The sequence below is a fragment of the Nitratireductor lacus genome, from assembly GCF_056431025.1.
The window spans coordinates 42,308-68,045 of record NZ_JBWKMB010000006.1; the positions used below are offsets into that span (position 1 = coordinate 42,308).

The 25,738-nt window shown below is 62.4% G+C and carries 21 protein-coding genes; 16 read left to right on the top strand and 5 right to left on the bottom strand.

Features of this window, described 5'->3' with window-relative positions; translation table 11 throughout:
- Positions 1-2 precede the first annotated feature (2 nt).
- From AC07E3_RS06660 to AC07E3_RS06685, 6 genes are all read left to right on the top strand, one after another.
- Positions 3-890: a branched-chain amino acid ABC transporter permease gene (locus AC07E3_RS06660; protein ID WP_065816571.1), complete on the top strand. Its 888-nt coding sequence runs from the start codon at positions 3-5 to the stop codon at positions 888-890.
- Complete coding sequence (locus tag AC07E3_RS06665; protein WP_374730055.1) at positions 883-1,866, top strand: branched-chain amino acid ABC transporter permease; 984 nt, start codon at positions 883-885, stop codon at positions 1,864-1,866. Before AC07E3_RS06660 ends, AC07E3_RS06665 begins: the two co-directional genes overlap by 8 nt.
- Positions 1,867-1,871: 5 nt before the next feature.
- A complete protein-coding gene (locus AC07E3_RS06670; RefSeq protein ID WP_478360761.1) occupies positions 1,872-3,470 on the top strand; it encodes a GMC family oxidoreductase in 1,599 nt (532 codons plus the stop codon).
- Positions 3,471-3,553: 83 nt separating this feature from the next.
- The gene (locus AC07E3_RS06675) at positions 3,554-4,168 is read left to right on the top strand and encodes a TetR/AcrR family transcriptional regulator (protein WP_065816570.1); all 615 of its coding nucleotides are present in this window, start codon (positions 3,554-3,556) and stop codon (positions 4,166-4,168) included.
- A 100-nt stretch (positions 4,169-4,268) separates the two neighbouring features.
- On the top strand, positions 4,269-5,360 hold the full coding sequence (locus AC07E3_RS06680) for an efflux RND transporter periplasmic adaptor subunit (RefSeq protein WP_478360763.1): 1,092 nt from the start codon (positions 4,269-4,271) through the stop codon (positions 5,358-5,360).
- A 12-nt stretch (positions 5,361-5,372) separates the two neighbouring features.
- Positions 5,373-8,516: an efflux RND transporter permease subunit gene (locus AC07E3_RS06685; RefSeq protein ID WP_478360765.1), complete on the top strand. Its 3,144-nt coding sequence runs from the start codon at positions 5,373-5,375 to the stop codon at positions 8,514-8,516.
- A gap of 69 nt (positions 8,517-8,585) precedes the next feature.
- Here AC07E3_RS06685 and AC07E3_RS06690 read toward each other — a convergent pair whose 3' ends face one another.
- The gene (locus AC07E3_RS06690) at positions 8,586-8,867 is read right to left on the bottom strand and encodes a DUF2218 domain-containing protein (protein WP_223004773.1); all 282 of its coding nucleotides are present in this window, start codon (positions 8,865-8,867) and stop codon (positions 8,586-8,588) included.
- Positions 8,868-9,044: 177 nt separating this feature from the next.
- Between AC07E3_RS06690 and AC07E3_RS06695 the strand changes: the two genes are divergently transcribed.
- From AC07E3_RS06695 to AC07E3_RS06710, 4 genes are all read left to right on the top strand, one after another.
- Positions 9,045-9,977, top strand: a complete 933-nt coding sequence (locus tag AC07E3_RS06695; RefSeq protein WP_478360767.1) for a siderophore ABC transporter substrate-binding protein — start codon at positions 9,045-9,047, stop codon at positions 9,975-9,977.
- A 7-nt stretch (positions 9,978-9,984) separates the two neighbouring features.
- The gene (locus AC07E3_RS06700; protein ID WP_478360769.1) at positions 9,985-10,986 is read left to right on the top strand and encodes an ABC transporter permease; all 1,002 of its coding nucleotides are present in this window, start codon (positions 9,985-9,987) and stop codon (positions 10,984-10,986) included.
- 64 nt (positions 10,987-11,050) lie between these two features.
- A complete protein-coding gene (locus tag AC07E3_RS06705; protein ID WP_478360918.1) occupies positions 11,051-11,947 on the top strand; it encodes an iron chelate uptake ABC transporter family permease subunit in 897 nt (298 codons plus the stop codon).
- Positions 11,944-12,702: an iron ABC transporter ATP-binding protein gene (locus AC07E3_RS06710; protein ID WP_478360771.1), complete on the top strand. Its 759-nt coding sequence runs from the start codon at positions 11,944-11,946 to the stop codon at positions 12,700-12,702. Before AC07E3_RS06705 ends, AC07E3_RS06710 begins: the two co-directional genes overlap by 4 nt.
- Positions 12,703-12,711: 9 nt before the next feature.
- Here the strand turns inward: AC07E3_RS06710 and AC07E3_RS06715 are convergent, their stop codons facing one another.
- Positions 12,712-13,725 (bottom strand): LacI family DNA-binding transcriptional regulator, encoded by a 1,014-nt coding sequence (locus AC07E3_RS06715; protein WP_478360773.1) that lies wholly within the window; start codon positions 13,723-13,725, stop codon positions 12,712-12,714.
- Between the two features lie 204 nt (positions 13,726-13,929).
- On the opposite strand from AC07E3_RS06715, the gene AC07E3_RS06720 reads away from it, so the two are divergent.
- From AC07E3_RS06720 to AC07E3_RS06735, 4 genes are all read left to right on the top strand, one after another.
- Positions 13,930-14,958, top strand: a complete 1,029-nt coding sequence (locus AC07E3_RS06720; RefSeq protein ID WP_336067337.1) for an ABC transporter substrate-binding protein — start codon at positions 13,930-13,932, stop codon at positions 14,956-14,958.
- A 72-nt stretch (positions 14,959-15,030) separates the two neighbouring features.
- A complete protein-coding gene (locus tag AC07E3_RS06725) occupies positions 15,031-17,262 on the top strand; it encodes an ABC transporter permease (protein ID WP_478360920.1) in 2,232 nt (743 codons plus the stop codon).
- Positions 17,259-18,323, top strand: a complete 1,065-nt coding sequence (locus AC07E3_RS06730; protein WP_478360775.1) for an ABC transporter ATP-binding protein — start codon at positions 17,259-17,261, stop codon at positions 18,321-18,323. Before AC07E3_RS06725 ends, AC07E3_RS06730 begins: the two co-directional genes overlap by 4 nt.
- A complete protein-coding gene (locus AC07E3_RS06735) occupies positions 18,320-19,147 on the top strand; it encodes an inositol monophosphatase family protein (RefSeq protein ID WP_478360777.1) in 828 nt (275 codons plus the stop codon). The genes AC07E3_RS06730 and AC07E3_RS06735 overlap by 4 nt, the downstream gene beginning before the upstream one ends.
- A 5-nt stretch (positions 19,148-19,152) precedes the next feature.
- On the opposite strand, the gene AC07E3_RS06740 is transcribed toward AC07E3_RS06735, so the two are convergent.
- Genes AC07E3_RS06740 through AC07E3_RS06750 form a run of 3 tightly spaced genes read right to left on the bottom strand, consistent with a single transcriptional unit; the run spans position 19,153 to position 22,654 of the window.
- Complete coding sequence (locus tag AC07E3_RS06740; RefSeq protein WP_478360779.1) at positions 19,153-20,469, bottom strand: aspartate aminotransferase family protein; 1,317 nt, start codon at positions 20,467-20,469, stop codon at positions 19,153-19,155.
- Between the two features lie 27 nt (positions 20,470-20,496).
- Positions 20,497-21,810 (bottom strand): glutamine synthetase family protein, encoded by a 1,314-nt coding sequence (locus AC07E3_RS06745; RefSeq protein ID WP_478360781.1) that lies wholly within the window; start codon positions 21,808-21,810, stop codon positions 20,497-20,499.
- Entirely contained in the window at positions 21,800-22,654 is an 855-nt protein-coding gene (locus AC07E3_RS06750) for a MurR/RpiR family transcriptional regulator (RefSeq protein ID WP_223004783.1), read from the bottom strand. Before AC07E3_RS06750 ends, AC07E3_RS06745 begins: the two co-directional genes overlap by 11 nt.
- Positions 22,655-22,770: 116 nt before the next feature.
- Between AC07E3_RS06750 and AC07E3_RS06755 the strand changes: the two genes are divergently transcribed.
- Both AC07E3_RS06755 and AC07E3_RS06760 read left to right on the top strand, forming a co-directional pair.
- Complete coding sequence (locus tag AC07E3_RS06755; RefSeq protein WP_478360783.1) at positions 22,771-24,552, top strand: branched-chain amino acid ABC transporter ATP-binding protein/permease; 1,782 nt, start codon at positions 22,771-22,773, stop codon at positions 24,550-24,552.
- Between the two features lie 31 nt (positions 24,553-24,583).
- Complete coding sequence (locus AC07E3_RS06760) at positions 24,584-25,738, top strand: ABC transporter substrate-binding protein (protein ID WP_336067322.1); 1,155 nt, start codon at positions 24,584-24,586, stop codon at positions 25,736-25,738.

The window sequence follows — 25,738 nt, forward strand, 5'->3', positions numbered from 1 at the left end:
ACATGACCATGATCTTCGGAATCCCGATCCAGGCCTTTCTCGGCCAATTGCTGGTCGGCCTCATCAATGGCTCGTTCTACGCGATGCTGAGCCTCGGGCTCGCCATCATCTTCGGCCTTTTGCGGGTGATCAATTTCGCCCATGGCGCGCAGTACATGCTGGGTGCATTCATCGGCTATCTGCTTCTGGCGCATCTGGGCATTGGCTATTGGCCGGCGCTTATCCTGGTGCCTTTGCTGGTGGGGCTGAGCGGCATGGCGATCGAGAAGGTCGCGCTGTCCCGGCTTTACAATGTGGACCCGCTCTACGGCCTGCTCTTCACCTTCGGGCTGGCCCTCGTTCTGGAAGGCGCGTTCCGCTATTTCTATGGTGTATCGGGGCAATCCTATATGCCGCCGCCGCAGCTTTCCGGCGGCACCAATCTTGGCTTCATGTTCCTGCCGAACTATCGCGGCTGGGTGGTGGTTGCCTCACTCATCATCTGCATCGGCACATGGCTTCTGATCGAAAAGACCAAGCTTGGCGCCTATCTGCGCGCGGCGACGGAAAACCCGACCCTTGTGCAGGCCTTCGGCGTCAACGTTCCGCTGCTTCTGACGCTGACCTATGGCATTGGCTCGGCACTTGCCGGTCTTGCCGGCATCATGGCCGCACCGGTCTATCAGGTGAGCCCGCTCATGGGCTCAAACCTCATCATCGTGGTGTTCGCCGTGGTGGTGGTGGGCGGCATGGGCTCGATCCTCGGCGCCATCGTCACCGGCTATATGCTCGGTCTCGCCGAAGGGCTCACCAAGGTGTTTTATCCCGAAGCGTCCAACATCGTGATCTTCGTGATCATGGCGATCGTGCTTCTGGTGCGACCGGCCGGACTGTTCGGGAAGGATGCGTGACATGGCTGAACTGACCAGTACCGGCATCGACCGGCAGACCCGTGCCCGCACCGAATGGCTTCTCGTGGGGCTGGGGATTGCAGCGCTGATCGCCGCACCGTTCTTCCTCTATCCCGTCTTCCTGATGAAGATGCTGTGCTTCGCGCTCTTTGCGGCGGCGTTCAACCTGCTGCTCGGTTATACGGGCCTGCTTTCCTTCGGTCATGCGGCCTTCTTTGGCGGTGCGGCCTATTTCACCGCTCATGCGGTGAAGGAGTGGGGCTGGACGCCGGAATTCGGCGTGCTTCTCGGCGTGTTTGGCGCGGCGGTGCTGGGGCTGATCATCGGCTTTTTCGCCATCCGGCGGCAGGGAATCTATTTCGCCATGATCACGCTGGCGCTGGCGCAGATGTTCTATTTCTTCTGCGTTCAGGCCCCTTTCACCAAGGGCGAGGACGGCATTCAGGGCGTGCCGCGCGGGCATCTCTTCGGGTTCATCGATTTGAGCGTGCCGCTCAACATGTATTTCTTCGTGCTGGGCGGCTTCCTGATCGGCGTCTTTGCCGTCTGGCGCATCGTGCATTCGCCTTTCGGCATGATCCTGAAATCGATCCGCGAGAACGAGAATCGCGCAATCTCGCTCGGCTACAGCGTTGCGCGCTACAAGCTTGCCGCCTTTGTGATGTCGGCCACGCTAGCGGGGCTTGCCGGCGCGATGAAGGCCCTGGTGTTCCAGTTCGCAACGCTGACGGATGTGACCTGGCAGATGTCGGGCGAGGTGATCCTCATGACACTGCTTGGCGGGATCGGCACGATGCTCGGCCCGATTGTCGGCGCCGGGCTGGTCGTCACACTGCAGAACTATCTTGCCACGTCGGAGTTTCCGGTGACGGTGATCACCGGCGCGATCTTCATGATCTGCGTGCTTCTGTTCCGTCGCGGTATTGTGGGCGAAATCCTCGCGCGGTTTTCGCGCGGGGAGGGCGACGTGCGCTGACCGCCATGACGGACAAGTTCGATTATATCGTCGTCGGCGCGGGGACGGCGGGATGCCTTCTGGCCAACCGCCTGTCCGCCGATCCGAAGGTCTCGGTGCTGCTTCTGGAGGCGGGCGGTAAGGACAATTACGCCTGGGTGCATATCCCGGTCGGCTATCTCTACTGCATCTCCAACCCGCGCACCGACTGGTGCTTTACCACCGAAAGCGAGGCTGGGCTGGGCGGGCGCTCGCTCGCCTATCCGCGCGGCAAGGTGCTGGGCGGCTGCTCCTCCATCAATGGCATGATCTACATGCGCGGGCAGGCGCGCGATTATGATCGCTGGCGGCAGATGGGCTGCACGGGCTGGGCCTGGGACGATGTGCTGCCCTTCTTCAAGAAGCCCGAAGACTACTACCGGGGCGCCGACGACATGCATGGCGCCGGCGGCGAGTGGCGCGTGGAAGAGGCGCGCGTGCGCTGGGACATTCTGGATGCGTTTCAGGATGCGGCCGAATCGCTCGGCATCCCGAAGGTCGACGATTTCAACCGGGGTGACAATGAGGGCTCGTCCTATTTCCGGGTGAACCAGCGCAGCGGCATACGCTGGAACGCTTCCAAAGCCTTCCTGAAGCCTGTGCGGCACCGGCAGAACCTGCGGGTTGAGACAGGCGCGCATGTGCGCCGTCTGTTGGTCCAGGAGGGGCGTGTCACGGGCGTCGCCTACGAGCAGAACGGGGTGGCGCGCGAGGCGCATTGCCGGGCCGAGGTCGTTCTGTCGGCGGGCGCAGTCGGCTCGCCGCACATTCTCGAACTGTCGGGCATCGGGCGCGGGGATGTTTTGCAGGCAGCCGGCATTCCCGTGGTCTTCGAGCAGAATTCGGTGGGCGAAAACCTGCAGGACCACCTGCAGCTGCGCTGCGCCTACAAAGTGTCTGGCATCCGCACGCTGAACGAGCAGGCGAGCCGGCTGACCGGCAAGGCAGCGATTGCGCTGGAATATCTTCTGAAACGGTCGGGGCCCATGTCCATGGCGCCGAGCCAGCTTGGCCTTTTCACACGCTCTGATGAAACGCGCGAAACGGCCAATCTGCAATATCACGTGCAGCCGCTCTCGCTCGACAGGTTCGGCGATCCGGTTCATCCCTTCCCGGCCTTCACGGCAAGCGTGTGTAATCTCAGGCCCGAGAGCCGGGGTTCGGTGCATCTGACCTCGAAGGATTTCCGGAAACAGCCGGCCATTCGGCCCAACTATCTCTCCACCGAGGGTGACAGGCAGGTGGCCGCCGACGCAATCCGGCTCACGCGCCGCATCGTCGCCCAGCCGGCCCTGCAGCGCTACAGGCCCGAAGAGTTCAAGCCGGGACCGGATTACCAGAGCGAGGAAGAACTGGTTGAGGCAGCTGGCCAGATCGGCACGACGATCTTCCACCCCGTCGGCACATGCCGGATGGGGACGGATGAGGGAGCGGTTGTCGATCCGCGGCTTAGAATGCGTGGGCTCGATGGCCTGCGCATCGCCGATGCGTCGGTAATGCCCACCATCGTTTCCGGCAACACCAACTCGCCGACGCTGATGATCGCGGAAAAGGCGGCGTCGATGATCCTCGAGGATGCGCGATAGGCCGGACGCCATGGCCTTGCGGGGCGAATAGCTGTTGACTTCCTGAATTCTGACGATTATTGAAAATCATCAGGAATAGGATGATGAAACAGATTACGCGCACCCGCACCGATCCGGAGGAAACCCGCAGCCGCATTCTGGAGGTGGCCGAGAATTTCTTCCGCAGCATTGGCTATCAGAAGACTTCCGTTGCCGATATTGCCGCGGAAGTGGGTATGAGTCCGGCCAATGTCTACCGATTCTTCCCTTCAAAAGGGGCGATCAACGAGTGCATCTGCGGGCGGATCGTCGAGGAAGTGGCGGCGATCGCCTTTTCCATCGCGCGGACCAACGCGCCGGCGCCGGAGAAGCTGTCGCGGCTTCTGACGTCGATCCACGAGCACAACAAGGCGACGCTGATCAAGGAAAAGCGCACCCACGAGATGGTTGCGGTTGCGATGCAGGAAAACTGGTCGATCATCAAGGCGCATATCGAGCGCATGACGACGATCATGGAAGGCATCATCCGCGAGGGTGTCGAGGCGGGCGATTTCGATGTCGACGATCCGGCAGAGGCGGCGCGCTGCGTCAAAACGGCGTTTGTGCCGTTTTTCCACCCCCTGTTGATCGAACATTGCATACAGCACGGCGAGGACACCGAGCAGGGTCTGCGCGAGCAGTTGCGCTTTATCCTGAAAGCACTGGGCAAGCGGGCATAGGCTGATGCGCCCAAAGCTGTGGCGGCATTGGAATGCGCGCGCTCAAATAGTGATAAATATTGAGAATCATCAGTTAACAACGTTTATAAGGTAGGGGCTCATGCCGCTGACGACACCGAAACGGATTGTTCTTCTGGGCGCGATGGCGCTTTCACTGGCCGCCTGCCAGGAAGAGGAGGTGGCCGAGCGTCCCGATCCCGTCGTGCGGGTGGCGACGGTGCGGCTTTCCCCGCTTGCGGAGACACGCACTTATACGGGCACCATCGTGCCGCGCACGGAAGTCGCCGAGGCGTTTCGCGTCGGTGGCAAGGTGGCTGAACGCCGTGTGGATGTGGGGGACGCGGTCAAGGCCGGAGAGGTTCTGGCGCGGCTCGACCCGGTCGATCTCAACCTGCAGCTTGAGCAGCAGCGGGCAGCACTTACGGCAGCGCGGGCAAGCCTCGCCAAGGCCGAGACCGATCTCGAGCGGGCGCGCACGCTGTTCAAGCGCGGGCACGTGACCCAGGCAGCGCTCGATGTACAGGCGCTGGCGGTTGACGAAACGCGCTCGCGCTTCGAGCAGGCCGAGCGCGCGGTCGCCCTTGCCGAAAACCAGATGGGCTATGCCGAACTCACGGCATCCGCCGACGGCGTGGTGAGTGCCGTGGGTGTGGAGGCGGGCCAGGTCGTCTCGCCCGGTCAGATGGTGGTGAGCGTGGCGCGGCTGGATGAAAAGGAGGTCGAGGTTTCGATCCCCGAAAGCCGTCTCACCGACCTGGAGGGCTCCACTGCGGAGGTCTCGCTGTGGGCCGGCGACGGCCTTTACGCCGCGAAGGTGCGCGAGATCGCGCCGGAGGCCAACGGCACGAGCAGGACCTATCCGGTGCGCTTCTCCGTGCCGCAGGCGGATGCGAATGTCCGGCTCGGCATGACCGCCACCGTTTCGCTCACCAAAGGAGATCCGTCACCGGTCGCGCGCATACCGATGACGGCGGTTCTCGACGATGGCCGGGGCCCGGTCGTGTTCGTAGTCGATCCCCCCTCGAACGAACTCAAACGCCGGCCGGTCGTCGTCGAGGCCTATCAGTCGCGCAATGCGATTATTGCGGAGGGCCTTGAGGATGGCGACAGGATCGTCACGCTCGGTGTCCAGAAACTGCAGGATGGTGAACGCGTCCGGCTCGCCGAAATCCAGTCTGCCAGCGCTGACTGACCGGAGGCCAACATGCAGCGTTTCAACCTTTCGCAGTGGGCCGTCACTCACCAGACGCTCGTCCTGTTCCTGATCATCGTTCTCTCGCTGGGCGGAGCCTATTCCTATGCGCGACTCGGTCGTGCGGAGGATCCGAGCTTTACGATCAAGGTGATGGTGGTGAATGCCATCTGGCCGGGCGCCACGGCCGAGGAGGTGCAGCGACAGGTCGCCGACCCGATCGAGAAGACGCTGCAGGAAGTGCCCTATTTCGACAAGGTGCGCACCTATTCCAAACCGGGCTCCACCTTCATGCAGGTGCAGCTTGAGGACACGACACCGCCGGGCGAGGTGGCCGACATCTGGTATCAGATCCGCAAGCGTGTCGGCGACATTCGCGCGAGCCTCCCGCAGGGCGTGATCGGCCCTTTCTTCAATGACGAGTTCGGCGATGTGGACAGCGCGCTCTACATGCTGACCGGCGATGGCGCGACGATGCGCGATCTGAAGGACGCGGCGGAAGACATTCGCCAGCGGCTTCTGCGCGTGCCGGATGTGGAGAAGGTCCGCTTTTACGGCGCTCAGGACGAGCGCATCTTTGTCGAGTTTTCCCATTCCAAGCTTGCCACTCTGGGCATCGACCCGCAGGTGATCTTCAATTCCATCGCGGCACAGAATGCTGTGACACCTTCGGGCGAGATCGAGACGGCGTCCGACCGGGTGTTCCTGCGCGTGGAAGGAGCGCTGAAGGGCGTGGAAGCCGTGGCTTCTGTGCCTGTTGCCGTAAACGGCACCGTGTTCCGTCTTGGCGATATCGCCGATGTCCGTCGCGGCTATGAAGACCCGCCGACCTTCACCGCACGCCATGAGGGACAGCAGGCGCTCGCCATTGGCGTGGTCATGGCCGAAGGCGCGAACATTCTCACCCTGGGCGAAAATCTCGATCAGGCAATGGACGGGATCAAGGCCGATCTTCCGGTCGGTCTGGAACTCGACATGATCGCCAACCAGCCGGAAGTCGTGCAGGACTCCGTCGGCGAGTTCATCAAGGTGTTTCTGGAAGCGCTGGCCGTCGTGCTGGCGGTGAGCTTCCTGTCGCTTGGCTGGCGCACGGGTATCGTGGTGGCGCTGGCGGTGCCGCTGGTGCTGGCCATCGTGATGATCGTGCTCGACATTCTGGGCATGAGCCTGGAACGCATCACGCTCGGCGCGCTCATCATCGCGCTTGGTCTTATGGTGGACGATGCGATCATCGCCGTCGAAATGATGGTGGTGAAGATGGAGCAGGGCTATGACCGGCTGAAAGCGGCGACCTTCGCCTGGACCTCCACGGCCTTTCCCATGCTCACGGGAACACTGGTGACGGCGGCGGGCTTCCTGCCGGTCGGCTTTGCGCAGTCGACAGCGGGCGAATATGCCGGCGGCATTTTCTGGGTGGTCGGCATTGCGCTGGTGGCGTCGTGGTTCGTGGCGGTGATCTTCACGCCCTATATCGGCGTCAAGCTCCTGCCCGATTTTCACAAGCACGGCGCTGCCGTGGCAGAGGGTGGCGATCATCACGATATCTACGACACGCGCCTCTACAACGCGCTGCGCCGGATCGTCGACTGGTGCGTGTCATGGCGCTGGGTGGTCATCGCTGCGGTGATCGGGCTCTTCGCCATCTCGATCTGGTCTTTCGGATTTGTCCAGCAGCAGTTCTTCCCGACCTCGCCCCGCCCCGAACTGATGGTGGAAATCCGCCTGCCGGAAGGCGCGCCGATCAAGGCCACCGAAGCGTCTGCCCGTGCGATGGAAGAGGTGGTTGCGGCTGACGAAGAGGTGCTGACCTACTCCACCTACACGGGCGCCGGTGCCCCACGCTGGTTCCTCGCTTCCAACCCGGAGCTGCCGAAGCCGAACTACGCGATCATCGTGATGTACACCGAGGACGCGGCAGCCCGCGACCGGGTCAAGGAGCGGCTGCAGACCTACATCGCCGATGGCGGTCTGCCCGAAGCGCGGGTGCGCGTCACGGAACTGGTGTTCGGCCCGCCCGTGGGCTTCCCCGTTCAGTTCCGTGTCATTGGCCCGGACCCGCTGGAGGTGCGTCGCATCGCCTATGAGGTGCGCGATGTGATGGCGCAGAACCCCAACGCGCTCGATCCCAATCTGGACTGGAACGAACAGGCGAAGTCCATCCGGCTTGAGGTCGATCAGGACCGTGCACGGGCCCTCGGCCTGACACCGCAGGATATCGGCCGCACGCTGCAGACCCTGCTTTCAGGCCTGACGGTGACCTCGGTCCGCGATGGCATCGAACAGGTGGATGTGGTGGCGCGCGCGGTGGAGAGCGAAAGGCTCGACATCGAGCATCTGGGCGACCTGACGATTGCCACGCGCGGCGGAGCGCCGGTGCCGCTGTCGCAGGTGGCCAGGGTGGTCTATGGGCATGAAGAACCGATCCTGTGGCGGCAGAACCGCGACATGCTGATCACGGTGCGCGCCGATGTGCCTGCAGGCGTGCAGCCGCCGGATGTTTCCTCACAGATATGGCCGACCCTTCAGCCGCTGATGGAGAACCTGCCGGTGGGCTACCGCATCGAAATGGGTGGCGCCATCGAGGAAAGCGCCAAGGCGAACGCTGCCCTGTTCGATGTGTTCCCGATCATGGTGCTGGCCATGCTCACCATCCTGATGATCCAGCTCCAGAGTTTCTCGCGGCTCGCCCTGGTCTTTGCCACCGCCCCGCTCGGTCTCATCGGCGCGGCGTTCGGGCTGTTGATCTTCAACCAGCCCTTCGGCTTCGTGGCTCTGCTCGGGCTGATCGCGCTTGCCGGGATGATCATGCGCAACACGGTGATCCTGGTCGATCAGATCAAGGCCGATCAGGAAGACGGGATGCCTGAATGGACCGCGATCATCGAGGCGACGGTGCGCCGCACACGGCCCGTGGTTCTGACGGCGCTTGCCGCCATCCTCGCCATGGTGCCGCTCTCGAGCAATGTGTTCTGGGGGCCGATGGCCTTTGCCATCATGGGCGGTTTGACCGCCGCGACGGTGCTGACGATCCTGTTCGTGCCGGCGCTTTACGCCGCCTTCTACCGCGTCCGGAGGCCGGGCGCGGAGCAGGGGGGCGATGCCGGGATTGCAGTCCAGGACAATGAACAACTCGCGCTGCCACAGGCGGCCGAGTAAGGAGGGGCGGCGGAATTCAATGCTCGCGTTCCGCCGCCTTTCTGTTTTCTGTCAAATTCGGATTGTCGCTCACGCCTGCCAGGCAATCTCCGGCTTTTCGCGCCAGGCGAAACGTGTGAGGTGATCGTCGATCACATGTTGAGCACGGGCAAGCTCCTCGTCCGTTTTGGCGCTGCACTCGATGGTAAGCGCTGCTTCATCCGCACGCATGATGCAGTCACCGAACGGGAAATCCACCTTGCCCTGCGCGGCGTCGTAATCGACGCTGACCTTGTGGGCGAAATGCTTGCAAAGCTGCTGCAGATATTTCGAAGCGTGCTCCGTGATCACGACGGCTTTGGATTGCAGCATGAGAAATGTCTCCGAGAAAAAACAATGCTGAAACTGTGTGGCAGATTGTCCATACAGATAAGTTGAATAACACAATCATATTTGCTAACCGACATGCTGACAAGGGCGTTGTCGGCTGGCCGGATCATGGGTCGGCAGGCTTCTCCTTTCATCCTCCCAGACATTTGGAGCATGTCGATGATCTCGAAATTCAACTCACTCGCCGGGCGTTTCCTGGCTTCTGCCATCGCGCTTGCGGCGTTCCTGCCGGGTTATGCCAATGCCGGGGAGATCACCGTCAAACATGCACAGGGCGAAACCGTTTTGCCGGACACGCCAAAGAAGGTGCTGACATTCGATCTTGCCACACTGGACACCCTTGATGCGCTGGGTGTCGAGGTTGCGGGCGTTCCAAGTGCTTTGATCCCGGCCTATCTCTCGAGATATGAGGGGGGCGACTACGCGAAGATCGGTTCGCTTTTCGAGCCCGATTTCGAGGCCGTGAATGCGGCAGGGCCTGACCTCATCATTGTGGCGGCTCGATCCGCAGCGCAGTATGAGGCGCTCTCGAAGATCGCGCCAACCATCGACCTGACCATTGATCCCGACAATTTTTTGCAGGGCGCTGAAGAGAATGCGCGCAAGCTTGGTGTGATCTTCGACAAAGAAGACGCTGCGGATGCACTGATCGAAAAACTCGACAAATCCGTTGCCGCGCTGCGCGAGAGCGCAAAGGATGCCGGCAAGGGCCTCATCATTCTGACAAATGGCGGCAAGGTGTCGGCCTACGGCCCCGGCTCGCGGTTCGGCTGGCTGCATGACGATCTTGGCGTGCTGCCTGCCGTCGAGGATGTCGAGGCGGCCACTCACGGCGAGGCCGTTTCCTTCGAGTTCATCCTCAAGACCAACCCGGACTGGCTCTTTGTCGTCGACCGCGATTCGGCTGTTGGCAGCGATGGCCAGTCGGCCAGACAGACTCTCGACAACGAACTCGTCGCCGCCACCACGGCCGCCAGGGAAGGCAATATCTACTATGCCGACGCGGTCCGCTGGTATCTGGTCGGTGGCGGCATGACTGCCCTCCAGGCGGAAGTCGATGCGATCACCAAGGCAATGAACGCGGTCGACTGACAGGGCCATGCAAGCCGCCGCCAGCATGTCCGTCCGTTTTCGCCCTGTCGCCGGCCTGGTGCTGGCGGCCGGGTGCGTTGCTGTTCTGGCCGTCATCAGCCTTCTCATAGGCGTGGCCGACATGCCGCTGCGCGATCTCATAAGCGGCGATGGCAGCGCGCAGGCCATTCAGCTTCTCCTTGTCAGCCGCATACCCCGCACGCTCGCACTGGTGCTCTCGGGCATGTCCATGGCGGTTGCTGCACTCATCATGCAGATGCTGTTCCGCAATCGCTTCGTGGAGCCGACGACCACCGGCATGGTGGAGGCGGCAAGCCTTGGCCTGCTGGTGGTGGCGCTGCTCGCGCCGGGCCTGCCCATTTTCTACAAGATGGTTGTCGCCTCGGGTTTCGCTCTGGCAGCGACCTTCATATTCCTCCGTCTTGTCTCGAAAATTCCAGCCGGCTCCAGCCTGATTGTGCCGCTCCTCGGGCTGATGTTCGGGGGCGTGATCAACGCGGTAACAACCTTCTTCGCTTATCGCTATGATCTGCTTCAGTCGCTCGCCACATGGATCAACGGTGACTTTTCCGGTGTTCTGAGGGGACGCTACGAGTTGTTGTGGGTTGCAGGCGGTCTGGCTGTGCTGTCCTATCTGGCGGCGGATCGCTTCACCGTGGCCGGGCTCGGTCAGAGTTTCACCCGCAATCTCGGCCTGAACTACGGGCGCATTCTCGCCTTCGGTCTGGTTATCGTGTCCATGGTCTCGGCTTCGGCGGTGGTGACGGCTGGCACGGTGCCCTTTCTGGGGCTTATTGTTGCCAATGTCGTCAGCCTGACCGTGGGCGACAATCTGCGGCGCGCCCTCCCGTGGGTGGCGCTTTCGGGTGCGGGTTTTCTGCTCGCCTGCGATATTGTCGGACGGGTGTTGCGTTTCCCCTATGAGATTCCGGTCGGCACGGTGGCGGGTGTCTTCGGTTCCGGCATCTTCCTCTATCTCCTCCTTCGGCGGCGGGCGCGCTTTGGCTAAGCAGGCTTCATGGCAAAGACCGCGCCTGGCGCTGGCCGTTCTCGCCCTTGGCGCAATCGTGGCGATGGCGGCCTTCATGACCGTGGGCGCGAGAGGCAACTGGGATTTCGTGCTGCCCTTTCGTGGTGGAAAGCTGCTTGGTCTCGTTCTGGTCGCCTATGCGGTGGCGACCGCGACCGTGCTGTTCCAGACCGTCACACAGAACAGGATTCTGACCCCTGCGGTGATGGGGTTCGATTCCCTCTATGTGGCGCTCCAGACCGCGCTGGTCTTCTTTCTCGGCACGCGGGACCTGGCGAATGTCGATATCCGTCTGCGCTTCGTGCTGGAGGCGGTGCTCATGGTGGCCATGTCGATGGCGCTCTTCCACTGGCTGTTTCTCAGTCGCCAGCGCAGCCTGCATCTTGTGGTGCTTGCGGGGCTGGTGTTCGGCGTCTTCTTCCGCAGTCTCTCGCACATGATGCAGCGCATTCTCGATCCCAATGAGTTCATCGCCCTGCAGGACATGCTGTTTGCCAGTTTCAATGCGATCGACCGGCAGTTGCTGGCGGTCTCGACGGTGATTGTGCTGGTTACGGCCTGGGTGAGCCGTCGTCTGCTGGCAAAGCTGGATGTTCTGATGCTGGGACGCGATTCCGCGATCAATCTCGGCATCGACTATCGTCGTGTGGTCATGATGCTTTTTGCCGTGATCGCGGTTCTGGTTTCCGTATCGACCGCTCTCGTCGGTCCCGTCACGTTCTTCGGCCTGCTGGTGGCCAGTCTTGCCTATCAGGCGGTGGGCACGGACCGGCATAAATACACGCTGCCGGCCGCAACGCTGGTCGCGGTCATAGCGCTGGTGGGTGGGCAGACAATAATGGAGCGCGTGTTCGGCTTCGACACTGCGCTCAGTGTGATCATTGAATTTACCGGCGGCCTGGCCTTCATGCTGCTGCTTTACCGGAATCTGAAACGATGATCGAAATCCAGAATCTCACCAAGCGCTATGATGACGCAACGGTTGTCGACGACGTCAGTCTCGCCCTGCCGGAGAGCGGCATAACCGCGATCGTGGGCCCGAACGGTGCGGGCAAGTCGACGCTTCTGTCGATGGTGGCGCGGCTGATCCCGCCAACATCGGGCCGGGTGCTGGTCGACGGGTTCGACGTACAGGAGACGCCGGGTGCGGTGCTTGCAAAGCGGCTGGCGATCCTGAAGCAGAACAACCAGGTCGGCATGCGGCTGACGGTGAGTGAACTGGTCGCCTTCGGCCGGTTTCCGCACTCGGGCGGTCGCCCGACCGTCGAGGACGAGCGGCACATCAACGAGGCGATCTCCTATCTCGGGCTGGACGATCTGCGGAACCGCTTTCTGGACGAATTATCGGGCGGTCAGCGCCAGCGCGCCTTTGTCGCCATGGTGCTGGCGCAGGGCACGAAATATGTGCTGCTCGACGAACCGCTCAACAGCCTCGACATGAAACATGCAGCGGCGATGATGAAGCTCCTTCGGCGCACCGCCGACGACCTTGGCCGATCGATTACCGTGGTGATCCACGACATCAACTTCGCCTCCATCTATGCTGACCACGTGGTGGCGATGCGTGATGGACGCGTGATGCTGCAGGGCGGGGCGGGTGACCTGATGCAGGAAGCGGTGTTGCAGGACATCTACGATACGGCGGTGCAGGTGCGGGAAGTGGAAGGGCACAGGCTGGGCCTGCACTATCTCTAAGAACAGCCGCTATTTTCCATTGCCGCGCACCGATTTCCGCCAGGACATGGGCGCCGTGAGGTGAATGATGCGGGGTCCATCGGCCGCGTCGCCATCGGAAAGCCAGTCGACTGCGGCAGCGCCAATCTCTTCAACCGGCTGCCGGAAGGTCGTTAGCGCATAAGCATCCCAACTCGCCTGCTCAATGTCGTCGAACCCGATGACCGAGAGATCGTTCGGGATCGAGAGAGAAAAACGGTGTCGGGCGGCATCCATGACCCCGCATGCGAGGAGGTCGGTGGTGCAGAACACCGCGTCGGGCCTCTCCGCCCGCATCAGAAGCCGCTCCCCGAGAGCGAGACCGCTTTCATAGCTGGTCGGGCCAAGCCGCTCGCACAGCACGGGGAGGCCGCGCTTTTCGGCCTCGGCAAGAAAACCGTTCTCCCGATCGAGAAGACTTGGCGTGCCGGCCTGTGACGAGGCAAGCGCCAGGCGGCGACATCCTGCACGCAGGAACGAAGCCAGCGCCACCCGCGCCGCTTCCGCATCATTGAGGCGGATCTGCACCGAGCCCGAGTGTGCATCGTCCCGATTGATAAGAACGAGCCGTAACCCGTTCCGATGACAGAGTTCGCTGATCGACCTGTCCGGCATGCCCGAAAGCACCACGGCAGCCTCGGCCCGGTAACGGATCGCCTGTTGCAGCGCCACATCGACTGTCGAGTCGGAACGGTCGGTGTTGATAAGGATTGCCACGCGCCCGGAGGCCTGTAGCCGTTCGGTCAGAACGCGGATCAGCTCGGAACGATAGGGAGTGGCCAGGTCAGCCCCGATCAGCGCGACGATGCCCGTCTTCCGGCTGATGAGGCCACGGGCCAGGTGGTTGACCTGATACCCAAGTGCTTCCGCGGCTTCGAGAACCTTGCTGCGGGTTTCTTTCGAAACGCTCGCCCCGGGGGTGAACGTGCGGGAGACCGCCGCCCGCGAAACACCGGCGCGTGCGGCCACATCCTTTGCGCTGACAGAGTTCTTGCGTCCCGGCACTTTCGCTCCTGAATGCGGGCCCTGAATGCGGGCTTTGAAGGAGTGGATTATAACCCGGCTCCACGGAAGGAAAATAGAACATTCGTTTCAAAATATAATTTCAGGTGAAATTTTTATGACGAAACACGTTGACAGCAGGGCAAAGCCGGATGAACATTGCACACGTGTGCAAAAAAAGATCGATACGCACCAAGGGAGGCTTTAATGAGGAAAAACTATCTGGCCACGGCTGCGCTTGCTGCCGGTTCGGCTCTTGCGTCGCAGGCCGTGGCGAATGCGGCTGAACTGAACCTTATCTGCTCGGCAGATGTGGTGATCTGCGAACTGCTCGTCGAAACGTTCGAAGCCCAGCACGACATCGACGTTTCCATGGTGCGGCTGTCGTCCGGCGAAGCCTATGCAAAGGTTCGCGCGGAAGCGCGCAATCCGAAGACGGATATCTGGTGGGGTGGCACCGGCGATCCGCATCTTCAGGCAGCAGCCGACGGGCTGACCATGTCGTACAAGTCGCCGATGCTGGATGAGCTTCTGCCCTGGGCGGTCAAGCAGGCCGAAAGTGCCGACTACAAGACCGTTGGTGTTTACTCCGGCGCGCTTGGCTGGGGCTACAACAAGGAGGTGTTGGCCGGAAAGGGCATCGAGCCGCCGAAATGCTGGGCGGATCTGCTGAACCCGGCGCTGAAAGGCGAAATCCAGGTGGCGAACCCGAACTCGTCGGGCACAGCCTACACGGCGCTGGCGACGCTTGTGCAGCTCATGGGCGAAGACGAGGCGTTCGAATTCCTCAAGAAGATGAACGACAACGTCTCGCAATACACCAAGTCGGGTTCCGCGCCGGTGAAGGCTGCGGCGCGCGGTGAAACCGGGATCGGCATCGTCTTCATGCATGATGCGGTTTCGCAGGCGGTCGAAGGTTTCCCGGTGGGGGTCGTCGCGCCCTGTGAGGGCACGGGCTACGAGATCGGCTCCATGTCGATTGTCGAGCGCGCCCGCAACATCGAAGAAGCCAAGACCTGGTATGACTGGGTGCTGAAGCCGGATGTGCAATCGCTCCTGAAGGAAGCGAAATCGTTCCAGATTCCGTCAAATGCCTCGGCTGAGGTTCCTGAGGAAGCTCCGAGCCTCGATGAGGTGAAGCTGATCGACTACGACTTCACCACCTATGGCAGCTCGGAAAAGCGAAAGGCGCTGCTTGAGCGCTGGGATCGTGAGATTGGCGCCATCGCCAACTGATCTCGCGTTCCGGAGCCTCGGGTTCCATTGGGGTGGAACCCGAGGCGCTTCTCACGCACAGGACTACACATGATGACGCGCGAAAACCGTCGGCTCGACATAACGTTCGGGCTCGGCCTTGCCGCAATTTGCCTTCTGCCCTGGTACAGGGTTGAAGGTGGGTTCTTCGCCCTTGAATGGGTGGGGGAGATGGCAGGCGAACCGGATCTCTATCCCGGATTTCTGCAGCTCTTTCTTGGTCGCTTCTGGCTCTTGATCGCATTCGCCCTGTTCGCGGCAGCGATTGCCACACGGTTTATCATGCCCGCCGGAAATGCGCGTGGAGGGCGGCTCGCGCTCATCGGCGCAATCGGGGTCGGCTTCATGGTCCTGCAGGGGCTTGCCATCACTTTCTGGGGGTGGGCCTGGGGCATCGGCGATGCACTGTTCGGTCCGTTGGAGCCAGGCCAGCCGGCCTTTGGCGCGGGCGCGGTCATTCTCTCGCTGGGCTTTCTGGCCCTCATCGCCTACGGGCTGGCCGAACGCGGAGCCATGAAGGGCGACGCCTTCACGGTCGGCTCCATCATCCTTCTGATCGCGCTCGTGGGCGTTTTCGTCTTCTATCCGATCATTTCGATGTTCGCCGGCTCCTTTCAGGATTTCGACGGCTCCTTCAATCCGGACGGCTTTATTCGCAACATTCAGGACCCGGCCATCTGGAGCCTGGACTGCGTGATTGGCGGGGCGCGGTGCGGCGTGGCCTGGCGCACGCTGTTTCTGGCCGTGATGACGGCAAGCGCCTCGACGCTGCTTGGTCTCGCCTTCGCGCTGGTGGCAACCCGAACGGGCTTTCCGGCAAAGAAGGGCCTCAGGCTTCTCACCATTCTGCCCATCATCACGCCGCCCTTCGTCATCGGTCTTGCGCTGACCATGATGCTCGGCCGCTCGGGGCTCGTGACCGGGTGGATCGAGGCGCTGACGGGGATAGAGCTCGGCCGCTGGCTTTACGGCCTGACCGGCATCTGGATCGCGCAGGTGCTTTCCTTCACGCCCATTTCCTTCCTCGTTCTCATCGGTGTGGTGGAAGGCGTGAGCCCATCCATGGAAGAGGCCTCGCAGACATTGCGGGCGGGGCGCTGGCGCACCTTCCGCAAGGTCTCGCTGCCGCTGATGGCACCGGGGCTCGCCAACGCCTTCCTGATCGGCTTCATCGAGAGCATGGCGGATTTCGGCAATCCGCTGGTGCTGGGCGGAAGCCATGGGGTTCTCTCGACCGAGATATTCTTCGCCGTGGTCGGCGCGCAGACAGATCCGTCGCGCGCGGCGGTGCTGGCGATCGTTCTTCTGACGTTTACGCTTTCCGCCTTCCTGCTTCAGCGTGTGTGGCTCGCCGGCCGCAATTTCGCAACGGTGACGGGCAAGGGAGATTCAGGCAAACACGCCGCCTTGCCCGGTCCACTCGTCGCCCTGCTTTATGCAATCGTGGTGCCGTGGATCATCTTCACGCTGGCGGTCTATGGCATGATCATCTTTGGCGGGTTCGTCACCACCTGGGGCCTCGATCACACGCTGACGCTGGAGCACTATGCACGCGGCTTCTCGGTCGAATGGCGCGAAGGGGCGCTGGCATGGACCGGCGTTGCGTGGGACAGTTTCTGGACCACGATGGAAATCGCGCTGATCGCAGCGCCGCTGACGGCGGCGGTGGGGCTGCTGACGGCCTATCTCATCGTCCGGCAGAATTTCTTTGGCCGGAACGCCTTCGAGTTCGCGCTGATGATGAGCTTCGCCATCCCCGGAACGGTGATCGGCATCAGTTACATCATGGCCTTCAACCTGCCGCCCATCGAAATGACAGGTACGGCGCTGATCCTGATTGCCTGCTTCGTGTTCCGCAACATGCCGGTTGGCGTGCGCGGCGGCGTGGCGGCGATGAGCCAGCTCGACAAGAGCCTGGACGAGGCGTCGATCACGCTGGGGGCAGGGAGCCCGCGCACGATCCGACGGGTGATCCTGCCGCTTCTGCGCCCTGCGATCATGGCGGCACTGGTTTATTCCTTCGTGCGCGCCATCACCTCGATCAGCGCCGTCATCTTCCTGGTGAGCGCCAAATACAACATGGCAACGGCCTATATCGTGGGGCTGGTGGAGAACGGCGAATACGGCATCGCCATCGCTTACTCCTCGGTTCTCATCCTTGTCATGATCACCGTGATAGGCGGGTTCCAGCTTCTTGTCGGCGAGCGCCGGCTGAGACGGGAAAACGCAGTCAGTCGCCCGGCCGCGAAAAAACGCGCCCATTCCAGTCTGGAGGCAAAGGCATGAGCAATTCGCAACGCGGTTCCGTCCGTTTTCGCAATGTGCGCAAGGATTTCGGATCTTTCACCGCAATCCGCGATCTCGATCTGGAGATCGAGCCGGGCACGCTGGTCACGCTTCTGGGCCCCTCGGGCTGCGGCAAGACCACCACATTGCGCATGTTGGCCGGGCTGGAGACGCCAAGTGCGGGCACCATCGAGATCGGCGGGCATGATGTGACGCGCCTGCCGGCCAATGAGCGCGACGTGGCCATGGTGTTTCAATCCTATGCGCTGTTCCCGCATATGAGCGTGCTCGACAATGTGGCCTACGGGCTGGAGGCAGGCGGCCAGTCGAAGGCCGAAGCGCGGGAGAATGCGCATGCGGGCCTGGCGCTGGTCGGCCTCGAAGGGTTTGGCGCGCGCCTGCCGGCGGAGCTATCCGGCGGGCAGCAGCAGCGCGTCGCCGTTGCCCGCGCGCTGGTGCTGGAGCCGCAGGTGCTTCTGCTCGATGAGCCGCTCTCCAATCTCGACGCGAGGCTGCGCCGCCGTGTGCGCACCGAAATCCGCGAGCTGCAGCAGCGGCTCGGCTTCACCGCCGTCTATGTGACGCATGATCAGGAAGAGGCGCTGGCCGTTTCCGACCGGATTGTGGTGATGGAAAGCGGACTGGTTGCGCAGGAAGGCCCGCCACGCGAACTCTATGAGGAACCGGCTTCCGAATTCATCGCGGACTTCATGGGCGAGGCCAATGTGCTCGCCTGCGAGGTGCTGGACATTGCAGAGGGGCGCGCGACGGTTCAGGTGGGCGGCCTGCAGCACACGCTGCCGACACGGAAGGCGGCACGCCCCGGCCCGGCAAAACTGGCCGTCAGGGCAAACGCCATCCGCCTTGAGGCGGGCGGGGATGCCAGCCTGCCCGGCCGGATTCAGAGCTCGGCCTATCTCGGCGACCATGTCGAATATGAGGTGGAACTCGCATCCGGAACAATCTTCGTCGTCGACAATGCGACGACCGACCCGCTGCCGCCGGCGACCGATGTTTCCATCGGCTTCCGCGATCGCGGCATAGCCTTGATAACCGTATGACAACGACCATTCAGGAGAACCGCGTGTCCCTTTCCGATACCGACCTTGCCGAACGGCTGGGTTTTGCCGAGACCATGGCCAAGGCTGCGGGGGCTGCCGCCCTCGACTATTTCACACGGCGCGACGAACTGGTCATCGAGACCAAGCGCAACCCGCAGGATCTGGTTTCCGAGGCCGACAAGAAGGTCGAAGAGCTGATCCGCGCCGAGATCGCGAAGCACTTCGGCTCGGACGGCGTGCTTGGCGAGGAGTACGGGCTGACCGAAGGCACAAGCGGCCTGACCTGGGTGATCGATCCGATCGACGGCACCAGCGCTTTCCTGAACGGCATGCCGAACTGGTGTGTTTCCGTGGGTGCCGCGATCGATGGCGAGCCGGTGCTCGGTGTCATTGTCGCGCCCTGCTTCGACGAGTGCTACAGCGCCCGCCGTGGCGGTGGGGCGACGCTCAACGGAAAGCCGATCCGTGTTGCGGACCAGCTCAATCTTCGCAACGGCGTGGTGGGGCTTGGCTCCAATGATCGCGTCGAGCCGGCTGCTGCCGCGCGCATCGTGGAAAACCTTTTCGAGATCGGCGGAACGTTCATCCGCAACGGTTCGGGGGCGCTGATGCTTGCCTATGTGGCGGCGGGCCGGCTGGTCGGCTATGCGGAGCCGAGTATGAACGCCTGGGATTGCATGGCCGGCTATTGCCTCGTCAGCGAGGCCGGTGGCACGGTTCTGCCTTTCCCGCGCGATGGTTTCCACGCACCGGCGCGTGTGCTCGCGGCCACCGGCGGCAGCTATGCCGAACTGGAGCAGATTTCGGCCATCGCCCAGTCCTGACGCACTTACCAGCCGGCAAAGCGCTCCAGCAATTGCGGGTCCACCCTGCCGGCTTCCACGTCGCTCAGAGCCTGATCGAGAATGGCGATCCCGCGAAGGGCTTCGTCCTCGCTCATTGTCAGGGGCGGGGTGAATTCCAGAACGTTGGAATTGAGGCCCACATAGTAGATGACGAGGCCGAGCTGGAAGGCGCGGTAGACGGTGAGCGCCGTCTGCTCGATGGCGGGCGTGCGGGCTTCGCGGTCACTGACAAGCTCGACGCCGATGGCAAGCCCGTGGCCGCGCACATCGCCAATGAGGGGGTGTTTTTCCTGCAGCGCGCGCAGGGCGGAAAGCATCGTGTCGCCGACTCTGGCGGCGTTTTCGACCAGATTTTCGCGCTCGATGGTTTCAAGCACGGCGAGGCCCGCCGACGCGCAGACCGGATTGCCATGCAGGGTCTGGAATGAAAAGGTCGAGGCGTGGTTCATGATGGCTTCGGGGCCGACGACCGCCGAGATGGGCAGCCCGCCACCAAGCCCCTTGCCGAACACGACGATATCGGGCTCGATGCCGCTGTGCTCGAAGGCGTGGAGGCGTCCGGTGCGCGCGAGACCCACCTTCACCTCGTCGCAGACAAGCAGAATGCCATGCTTGCGGCAGAGCGCTTCGACTTCCTTGAAATAGCCCGGTGGTGGCACAAGCATTCCGCCATCCGACTGGATCGGCTCGATGAAGAAGGCCGCCACGTCCTGCGGTGAGACGGAGGTGGCGAAGAGCTCTTCAATATGGGCGAGCCCTGCCTCCGATGCGGCTTCCGGGCTGCCCGATGCATAGGAATCCGGATAGGGGACGAGGCTGAGGCCAGCCGCCTTTTCGATGCCGCCCTGTGCGGGGTGCCCGGAAATAGCCACCGAGCCCACCGTGCCGCCGTGATAGGCACCCTTGAAGGAAATGATGCGCGGCCGGCCGGTTGCTGCAACCACCGCGCGGGCGACGGTTTCGTTCGCGTCCGAGCCCGAATGGCCGAACCAGACACGGCCGGCGGCGCGCTCCGGCACCAGCGAGAGCAGCTTCTCGGCAAGGAGGACGCTGGGCTCGTTGGCGGTGGAGAGATAGCTGGCTCCGGCCTGGTCGGACAGCGCCCGGTTGACGGCCTCGGCGAGTGCGGGGTGGCCGTGGCCGAGGCTGGCCGCCCCCCAGGAGGCGGCGACGTCGAGAAGGTTGCGTCCATCATCGCCGCGCAGCATCGAGCCCTTGCCGCCCGTCACCGCCTGCGGGAAAAAGCGCAGATGAGCGAGCGTGGAAACGCTGCGGCTTTCGCGTTCGTAGAGACCGGTCATTCTGGTTCTCCCTCCCTGGACGGCTGATCAGTAGACGGCTTCGTAGCGCGCGCAGCGTTCCGCCTCACTGAGGTCGGCGGTCTGGGCAAGCTCGCCGCGCTTGTGCTTGAGGTAGACGTCGAGCGCTTCCGCGCCAATCCACTCGGCCACGCGCGGGTTTTGTTCGAGGCGTTCCAGCGCTTCACCGAGCGACTGCGGCAGACGTACCAAGCCGCGCTCGGCGAGTGTTGCGGTGGGCAGTTCGGAGAGGTCTTCTTCCGTCACCTGCGGTGCGGTAAGACCTTCTTCGATGCCCTGCGCGCCGGCATGGGCAAGCGCTGCGAGAACCAGATAGGGGGAGGCTGTTGCATCGGCTGCCCGATACTCGAAATTATACTGTTTTGCGGCACTTTCCGCGCTGGCGCTCGTCACCGGGCAGATGCGCACGGCGGCCTCGCGGTCGTGATAGCCCAGATTGTTGAAGGCTGCGCTCCAGCGGTGCGGCGTGAGGCGTGTGTAGGAGATGGCGGACGGCGCGGTCAGCGCGACAATGCTGTCCATATATTTCAGGATGCCGGCGATGAAGGAGCCGGTCTTCTGCGCCATGCCCCACGGTGCGTCGGGGTCGTAGGTGGCGGGTGCGCCGTTTTCATCCACGAAGCTCATATGCACATGGACGCCATTGCCGACGCCGGCGGGATCGCGGATGGGCACGAAGGTTACAGGCTCGCCCATGCGCTCGCCGACAAGCTTTGTGACCGCACGCACCTTGACGGCGGTGTCCGCGGCGGTAACGCCGAGATCGGGCCCGTTGGTGACCTCGAACTGGTCGGAGCCGTATTCCTTCAGGAAGGTATCCGGCTTCACACCGGCCACTTCCAGCGCGGCCATGACCGTTTCGCCGAACGCGCGGTGCTTGCCGAAGCTGGCCAGACCGAAGGCTTCGCCAGGGCCCTGTGATGGATTGCGGGACTGAAATTCGTGCTCGAAGGCCGCGACAAGACGCAGGCCGGAGACATCTTCGAGCCGCTTCAGCGCGGTCTTGAGGATGGAGCGGGTGCAGCAGCTCCATGGATCGCCCTCAAGATGGAGGATGTCGCCGAGCACGAAGCGCTCGACGGGGCCCCCATCTTCGAGATCGAGCGTGACGGCCGTGTCGGCATCCGGCACGAGGATCAGATCGCCAAAGGAGCCGAAGGGGCTCTCGGCAATTGTGTCGAAACAGGTGATCTGCACATTGGTGGGTGTCCAGCCCACGCCCTGACGAAAGCGCTTTTCCATTTCCTTCAAGGGAAAGGCCTTGCCGCGCGTGATGCCGGAAAAGTCCGAGGTGGCGGCAAACATCAAGGGATTACTGATCATCGTCGCGTGCTCCATGATCGAAGCGGAGCGAGTCCCAGGCTTCGATGCGTTTGCGGGTTTTGTCCCAGTTCGTTTCGGCAATGCGGGTCAGCATCGCCTCCATCAGCACCATGGCGCCGGAATAGCTGTCCCAGACGGTGCCGCTTTCGATGGGGGTGGCGAAGACCTCATTGGCGTGATTGGCGGCGGGCGACATCCACTTGTCGGTCAGGACAACGATCTGGACGCCGCTCTGCGCCTTGGCGCGCCGGGCAAGCTCGGCCAGATTGCGCTGGTAACGGCGATAATCCACCATGAACAGCACGTCTTTCGAACGCATGCGCAGCATGTATTCCGGCCAGATTTCCGGGTCCGCCGGCAGGTGGAAGACACCGCTGCGCACCTGGCGCAGATGGCGCGAGACGTAGAGCGCGATGGCATCGCTGATGCGCCCGCCGATCAGATAGATGTTGCGCTTTTCATCGCCAAGAAGATCGCAGACCCGCTCGAACTGCGCGCTGGTGATTGCGGATGCCGATGCCGAGATAAGGTTGACGGCGCGGGAGACGAAGTCTTCGAGAAAGTCTCCCTGAATCGGGCGGTCGCCCACATGGAGATCGAGCGGAGAGCGGTTCGCCTGCCGTATCTCGTCGATCAGATGACGCTGGAAATCCTGATAGCCCTGAAAGCCGAGCTTGGTGACGAAACGCGAGATGGAGGGCGATGAGGTGCCGGTTTTGCTGGCGAGATCCTGGATCGTGTCGAGACCCGCATAGGGATAGTCGAGCAACAGCGCGGTGCACAGCTTCCTTTCGGTCGCCGTGAGCTCGCTCGACAGGTTCTCCAGCCTTTGTCTGACTTGCATTGATCTCCTCCGAGGCGAAGAGACGATTTTGAAAATCATAAGTCAATATGAAAAATTCTGGTTGACTATGAAAAAATAATATCAAAGCTAGGGGGAAGGGAGCCAGAGGGGAATTCATGTTCACGTCATCGCGCCAGCATTTCACTGCAGCCGCTCTCGCCATTATCGTTCTGGCGGTGGCGGGGGTTGTCGTTGCCGGTCTTTTCGGTGCCGCTGCCGAGCGCGTGCTGACTGTTTTCTTCATCTCGCTGATCGCGGTGACGGGCATTGGCGTCTATAGCGGCAACAGCGGAATCCTGAGCTTCGGTCATGTGGCCTTCATGGGCATCGGTGCTTATGTGTCGGGCCTTCTGACGCTGCCGGCGGGATTGAAAATGGCGACGCTGCGCGGGCTGCCGGACTGGCTTGCTGCAACCGAACTTTCGCTCATCCCGGCCATCATCGTTGCGGTTCTGGTGACGGCGGTCATTGCGCTTCTGATCGGCATTGCCATCGGCAGGCTGGAAGGGTCGGCGGCGTCCATCGCCACGCTCGGCCTGCTGGTGATTGTGCATGGCGTGATCATCGGCTGGCGCGACGTGACGCGTGGCGCGCAGTCCTTTTTCGGCGTTCCGCGTGACACGACGCTGATCATCGCCGCGGTGGCCTGTGTGATCGCGCTGATCGCGGCGCGCTGGTATCGCGATTCCCTTTCGGGTCTACGCTTGAGGGCGGGCCGTGAGAACGCCATTGCGGCCAAGGCCGTTGGCATCAATGTGCAGCGCGAACGCCTCGTCTCATGGGTTCTGAGTGCCGCCATCATGGCGCTCTCGGGCGCGCTGATCGCCCATTTTCTGGGCGCTTTCAGTCCCAAAAAGTTCTATTTCCACGACACGTTCCTGCTTCTGGCGATGCTGATCGTCGGTGGTATGACCACCGTGACGGGCGCCATCTCTGGCACGATCCTGATCACGGTTATCACCGAAATCCTGCGCCGCTTTGAAAGCGGTCTTTCCATTGGCGGTTTCGAGCTGCCTGCCGTGTTCGGCACGACACAGATCGGTATTGGCCTGCTCATCCTGTTTGCCATGTTCCGCATGTCGGAAGGCGTGATGGGGCTCAAGGAATGGGAAGAGCGCGCTTTCCCGTTCAGGCCGAAGCGAGGTCGGGCCGAAGCGCTCGGCAAACGCACGAGCGACGACCTTCTGAAGGTCGAGCATGTTTCGATGCAGTTTGGCGGTCTGCGAGCGGTGGACGATGTGAGCATCTCCGTCAATCCGGGCGAAATTCTGGGCCTCATCGGCCCCAACGGCTCTGGCAAGACGACGCTTCTGAACATCATCTCCGGCGTGCTGAAGCCGACCGAAGGCGATGTGGTGCTGGGTTCGAAATCGCTCACCGGCGTGGCATCGGAGAAGATTGCCGACGCAGGCATCGCCCGCACATTCCAGAACATTCGCCTGTTCCCGACGCTGACCGTCTATCAGAACGTTCTGGCAGCGGCCCTTTCCACCCATGGCGGAAAGAATGCGGAGGAGCGGGCCGGTGCCGCACTCGCGCGCCTCGGCATCGAGGAACGCGCCGGCGAGGATGCTGGAACACTCTCCTATGGTGAGCAGCGCCGGGTGGAGATTGCGCGCGCACTCGCCTGCGAACCGACGCTGCTTCTGCTCGATGAACCGGCTGCCGGCATGAACCGCGAAGAGACCGACGATCTGATCGAACGGCTGAAGGTGCTATCGGCCGATCTGGGACTGGGCGTCGTGCTTGTCGACCACGATCTGAAGCTGATCAACGAACTGTGCGACCGCATTGTCGTGCTCAACGAAGGAAAGCTCATTGCGGATGGCGCCCCGGCTGCCATTCGGGAGAACCCGGCGGTCATCGAGGCATATCTCGGGCCGGGCAAGGCCGCCTGACAAACGAACGAAAAAGAAAGAGGGAACTGACATGAACAAACTGCTCATATCCACGCTTCTCGCCAGTGCGATGGCGTTTCCGGCTGCGGCAGAAACGCTGCGCGTCGGTGTCGCAACCGCACAGACCGGCGCACTCGCACCCTTTGATACGCCCGTGATCGACGGCATTCACATCGCAGTAAACGAAATCAACGAGGCCGGCGGCATCGATGGCAAGATCAAGATCGAGCTTCTGGAAAAGGATGTGCGTTCCGACGCGGCGCAGACCTCCATTGCCACCCAGGAACTGGTGGATGAGGGCGTTTCCGTGATCGTGCTGCCCTGCGATGCCGACCCGGCGCTGGCGGCAATCGGCGTTGTGACCGAAGCGCAGATCCCGGCCATTTCCACCTGTGCCTCTTCGCCCACCCTGCCGCAGATCGGCGGCGACTACATGTTCGCCAACTTCCCGGGCGACAATGTGCAGGCCACCGTTTCGGCCAAATGGGCCTATGACGAGGGCCACCGCAGCGCCTACATCATCTATTCGCCCGACACGCAGTACACGACCATGCCGCTCTACTTCGCCGAAGTGTTCGAGAAGCTTGGCGGCAAGATGCTGGGCGAGGACACGCACACGATCGGCCAGCAGGATTTCTCGGCCATCGCGACCCGCATCGCTGCGCTCGACCCGCAGCCCGATGTGATCATGACCTCGACCTATGAGCCGGATTTCCCCTCCATGTTGAAGGCGCTGCGTGCGGCGGGCGTGGAAAGCCAGATCATCGGTTCCGACGGCATCGACAGCCCGACCACTTTCTCGCTTGGCGCGGTGGCCGAAGGACTTGTCTTCACCACCGCAGGTCACCCGACCGAGGGTAGCCCGCTCGAAGCCTTCAACAAGAAGTTTGAAGAGGTGAACGGCAAGGCACCAGAAACCGTGTTCAACGCGGTTGGCTACGACCTCATCAAGGTCATCGAGGCGGCGGTGATCGCAGCGGACGGTTCCACCGATGCGCAAACGCTGCGCGATGCGATCGCCAATCTGGAGAACGTCCAGGGCGCGACGAGCACCATCACCTACAAGGGCACGGATGGCATGCCCCTGCGCGAGGTGAGCCTGATCCGCGTGAAGGATGGCGGGCGCGAATTGATCGGCCAGCCGACGCCTGACGCCGCGCTCATCCCCGAACCCCGCGTTCAGTGA

What these genes read in the sequence shown, in the direction of transcription:
- AC07E3_RS06660 (WP_065816571.1), top strand. Translation starts at nt 3, where the DNA reads ATGACCATGATCTTCGGAATCCCGATCCAGGCCTTTCTCGGCCAATTG.
- AC07E3_RS06665 (WP_374730055.1), top strand. Translation starts at nt 883, where the DNA reads ATGCGTGACATGGCTGAACTGACCAGTACCGGCATCGACCGGCAGACC.
- AC07E3_RS06670 (WP_478360761.1), top strand. Translation starts at nt 1,872, where the DNA reads ATGACGGACAAGTTCGATTATATCGTCGTCGGCGCGGGGACGGCGGGA.
- AC07E3_RS06675 (WP_065816570.1), top strand. Translation starts at nt 3,554, where the DNA reads ATGAAACAGATTACGCGCACCCGCACCGATCCGGAGGAAACCCGCAGC.
- AC07E3_RS06680 (WP_478360763.1), top strand. Translation starts at nt 4,269, where the DNA reads ATGCCGCTGACGACACCGAAACGGATTGTTCTTCTGGGCGCGATGGCG.
- AC07E3_RS06685 (WP_478360765.1), top strand. Translation starts at nt 5,373, where the DNA reads ATGCAGCGTTTCAACCTTTCGCAGTGGGCCGTCACTCACCAGACGCTC.
- AC07E3_RS06690 (WP_223004773.1), bottom strand. Translation starts at nt 8,867, where the DNA reads ATGCTGCAATCCAAAGCCGTCGTGATCACGGAGCACGCTTCGAAATAT.
- AC07E3_RS06695 (WP_478360767.1), top strand. Translation starts at nt 9,045, where the DNA reads ATGATCTCGAAATTCAACTCACTCGCCGGGCGTTTCCTGGCTTCTGCC.
- AC07E3_RS06700 (WP_478360769.1), top strand. Translation starts at nt 9,985, where the DNA reads ATGCAAGCCGCCGCCAGCATGTCCGTCCGTTTTCGCCCTGTCGCCGGC.
- AC07E3_RS06705 (WP_478360918.1), top strand. Translation starts at nt 11,051, where the DNA reads ATGGCGGCCTTCATGACCGTGGGCGCGAGAGGCAACTGGGATTTCGTG.
- AC07E3_RS06710 (WP_478360771.1), top strand. Translation starts at nt 11,944, where the DNA reads ATGATCGAAATCCAGAATCTCACCAAGCGCTATGATGACGCAACGGTT.
- AC07E3_RS06720 (WP_336067337.1), top strand. Translation starts at nt 13,930, where the DNA reads ATGAGGAAAAACTATCTGGCCACGGCTGCGCTTGCTGCCGGTTCGGCT.
- AC07E3_RS06725 (WP_478360920.1), top strand. Translation starts at nt 15,031, where the DNA reads ATGACGCGCGAAAACCGTCGGCTCGACATAACGTTCGGGCTCGGCCTT.
- AC07E3_RS06730 (WP_478360775.1), top strand. Translation starts at nt 17,259, where the DNA reads ATGAGCAATTCGCAACGCGGTTCCGTCCGTTTTCGCAATGTGCGCAAG.
- AC07E3_RS06735 (WP_478360777.1), top strand. Translation starts at nt 18,320, where the DNA reads ATGACAACGACCATTCAGGAGAACCGCGTGTCCCTTTCCGATACCGAC.
- AC07E3_RS06740 (WP_478360779.1), bottom strand. Translation starts at nt 20,469, where the DNA reads ATGACCGGTCTCTACGAACGCGAAAGCCGCAGCGTTTCCACGCTCGCT.
- AC07E3_RS06745 (WP_478360781.1), bottom strand. Translation starts at nt 21,810, where the DNA reads ATGATCAGTAATCCCTTGATGTTTGCCGCCACCTCGGACTTTTCCGGC.
- AC07E3_RS06750 (WP_223004783.1), bottom strand. Translation starts at nt 22,654, where the DNA reads ATGCAAGTCAGACAAAGGCTGGAGAACCTGTCGAGCGAGCTCACGGCG.
- AC07E3_RS06755 (WP_478360783.1), top strand. Translation starts at nt 22,771, where the DNA reads ATGTTCACGTCATCGCGCCAGCATTTCACTGCAGCCGCTCTCGCCATT.
- AC07E3_RS06760 (WP_336067322.1), top strand. Translation starts at nt 24,584, where the DNA reads ATGAACAAACTGCTCATATCCACGCTTCTCGCCAGTGCGATGGCGTTT.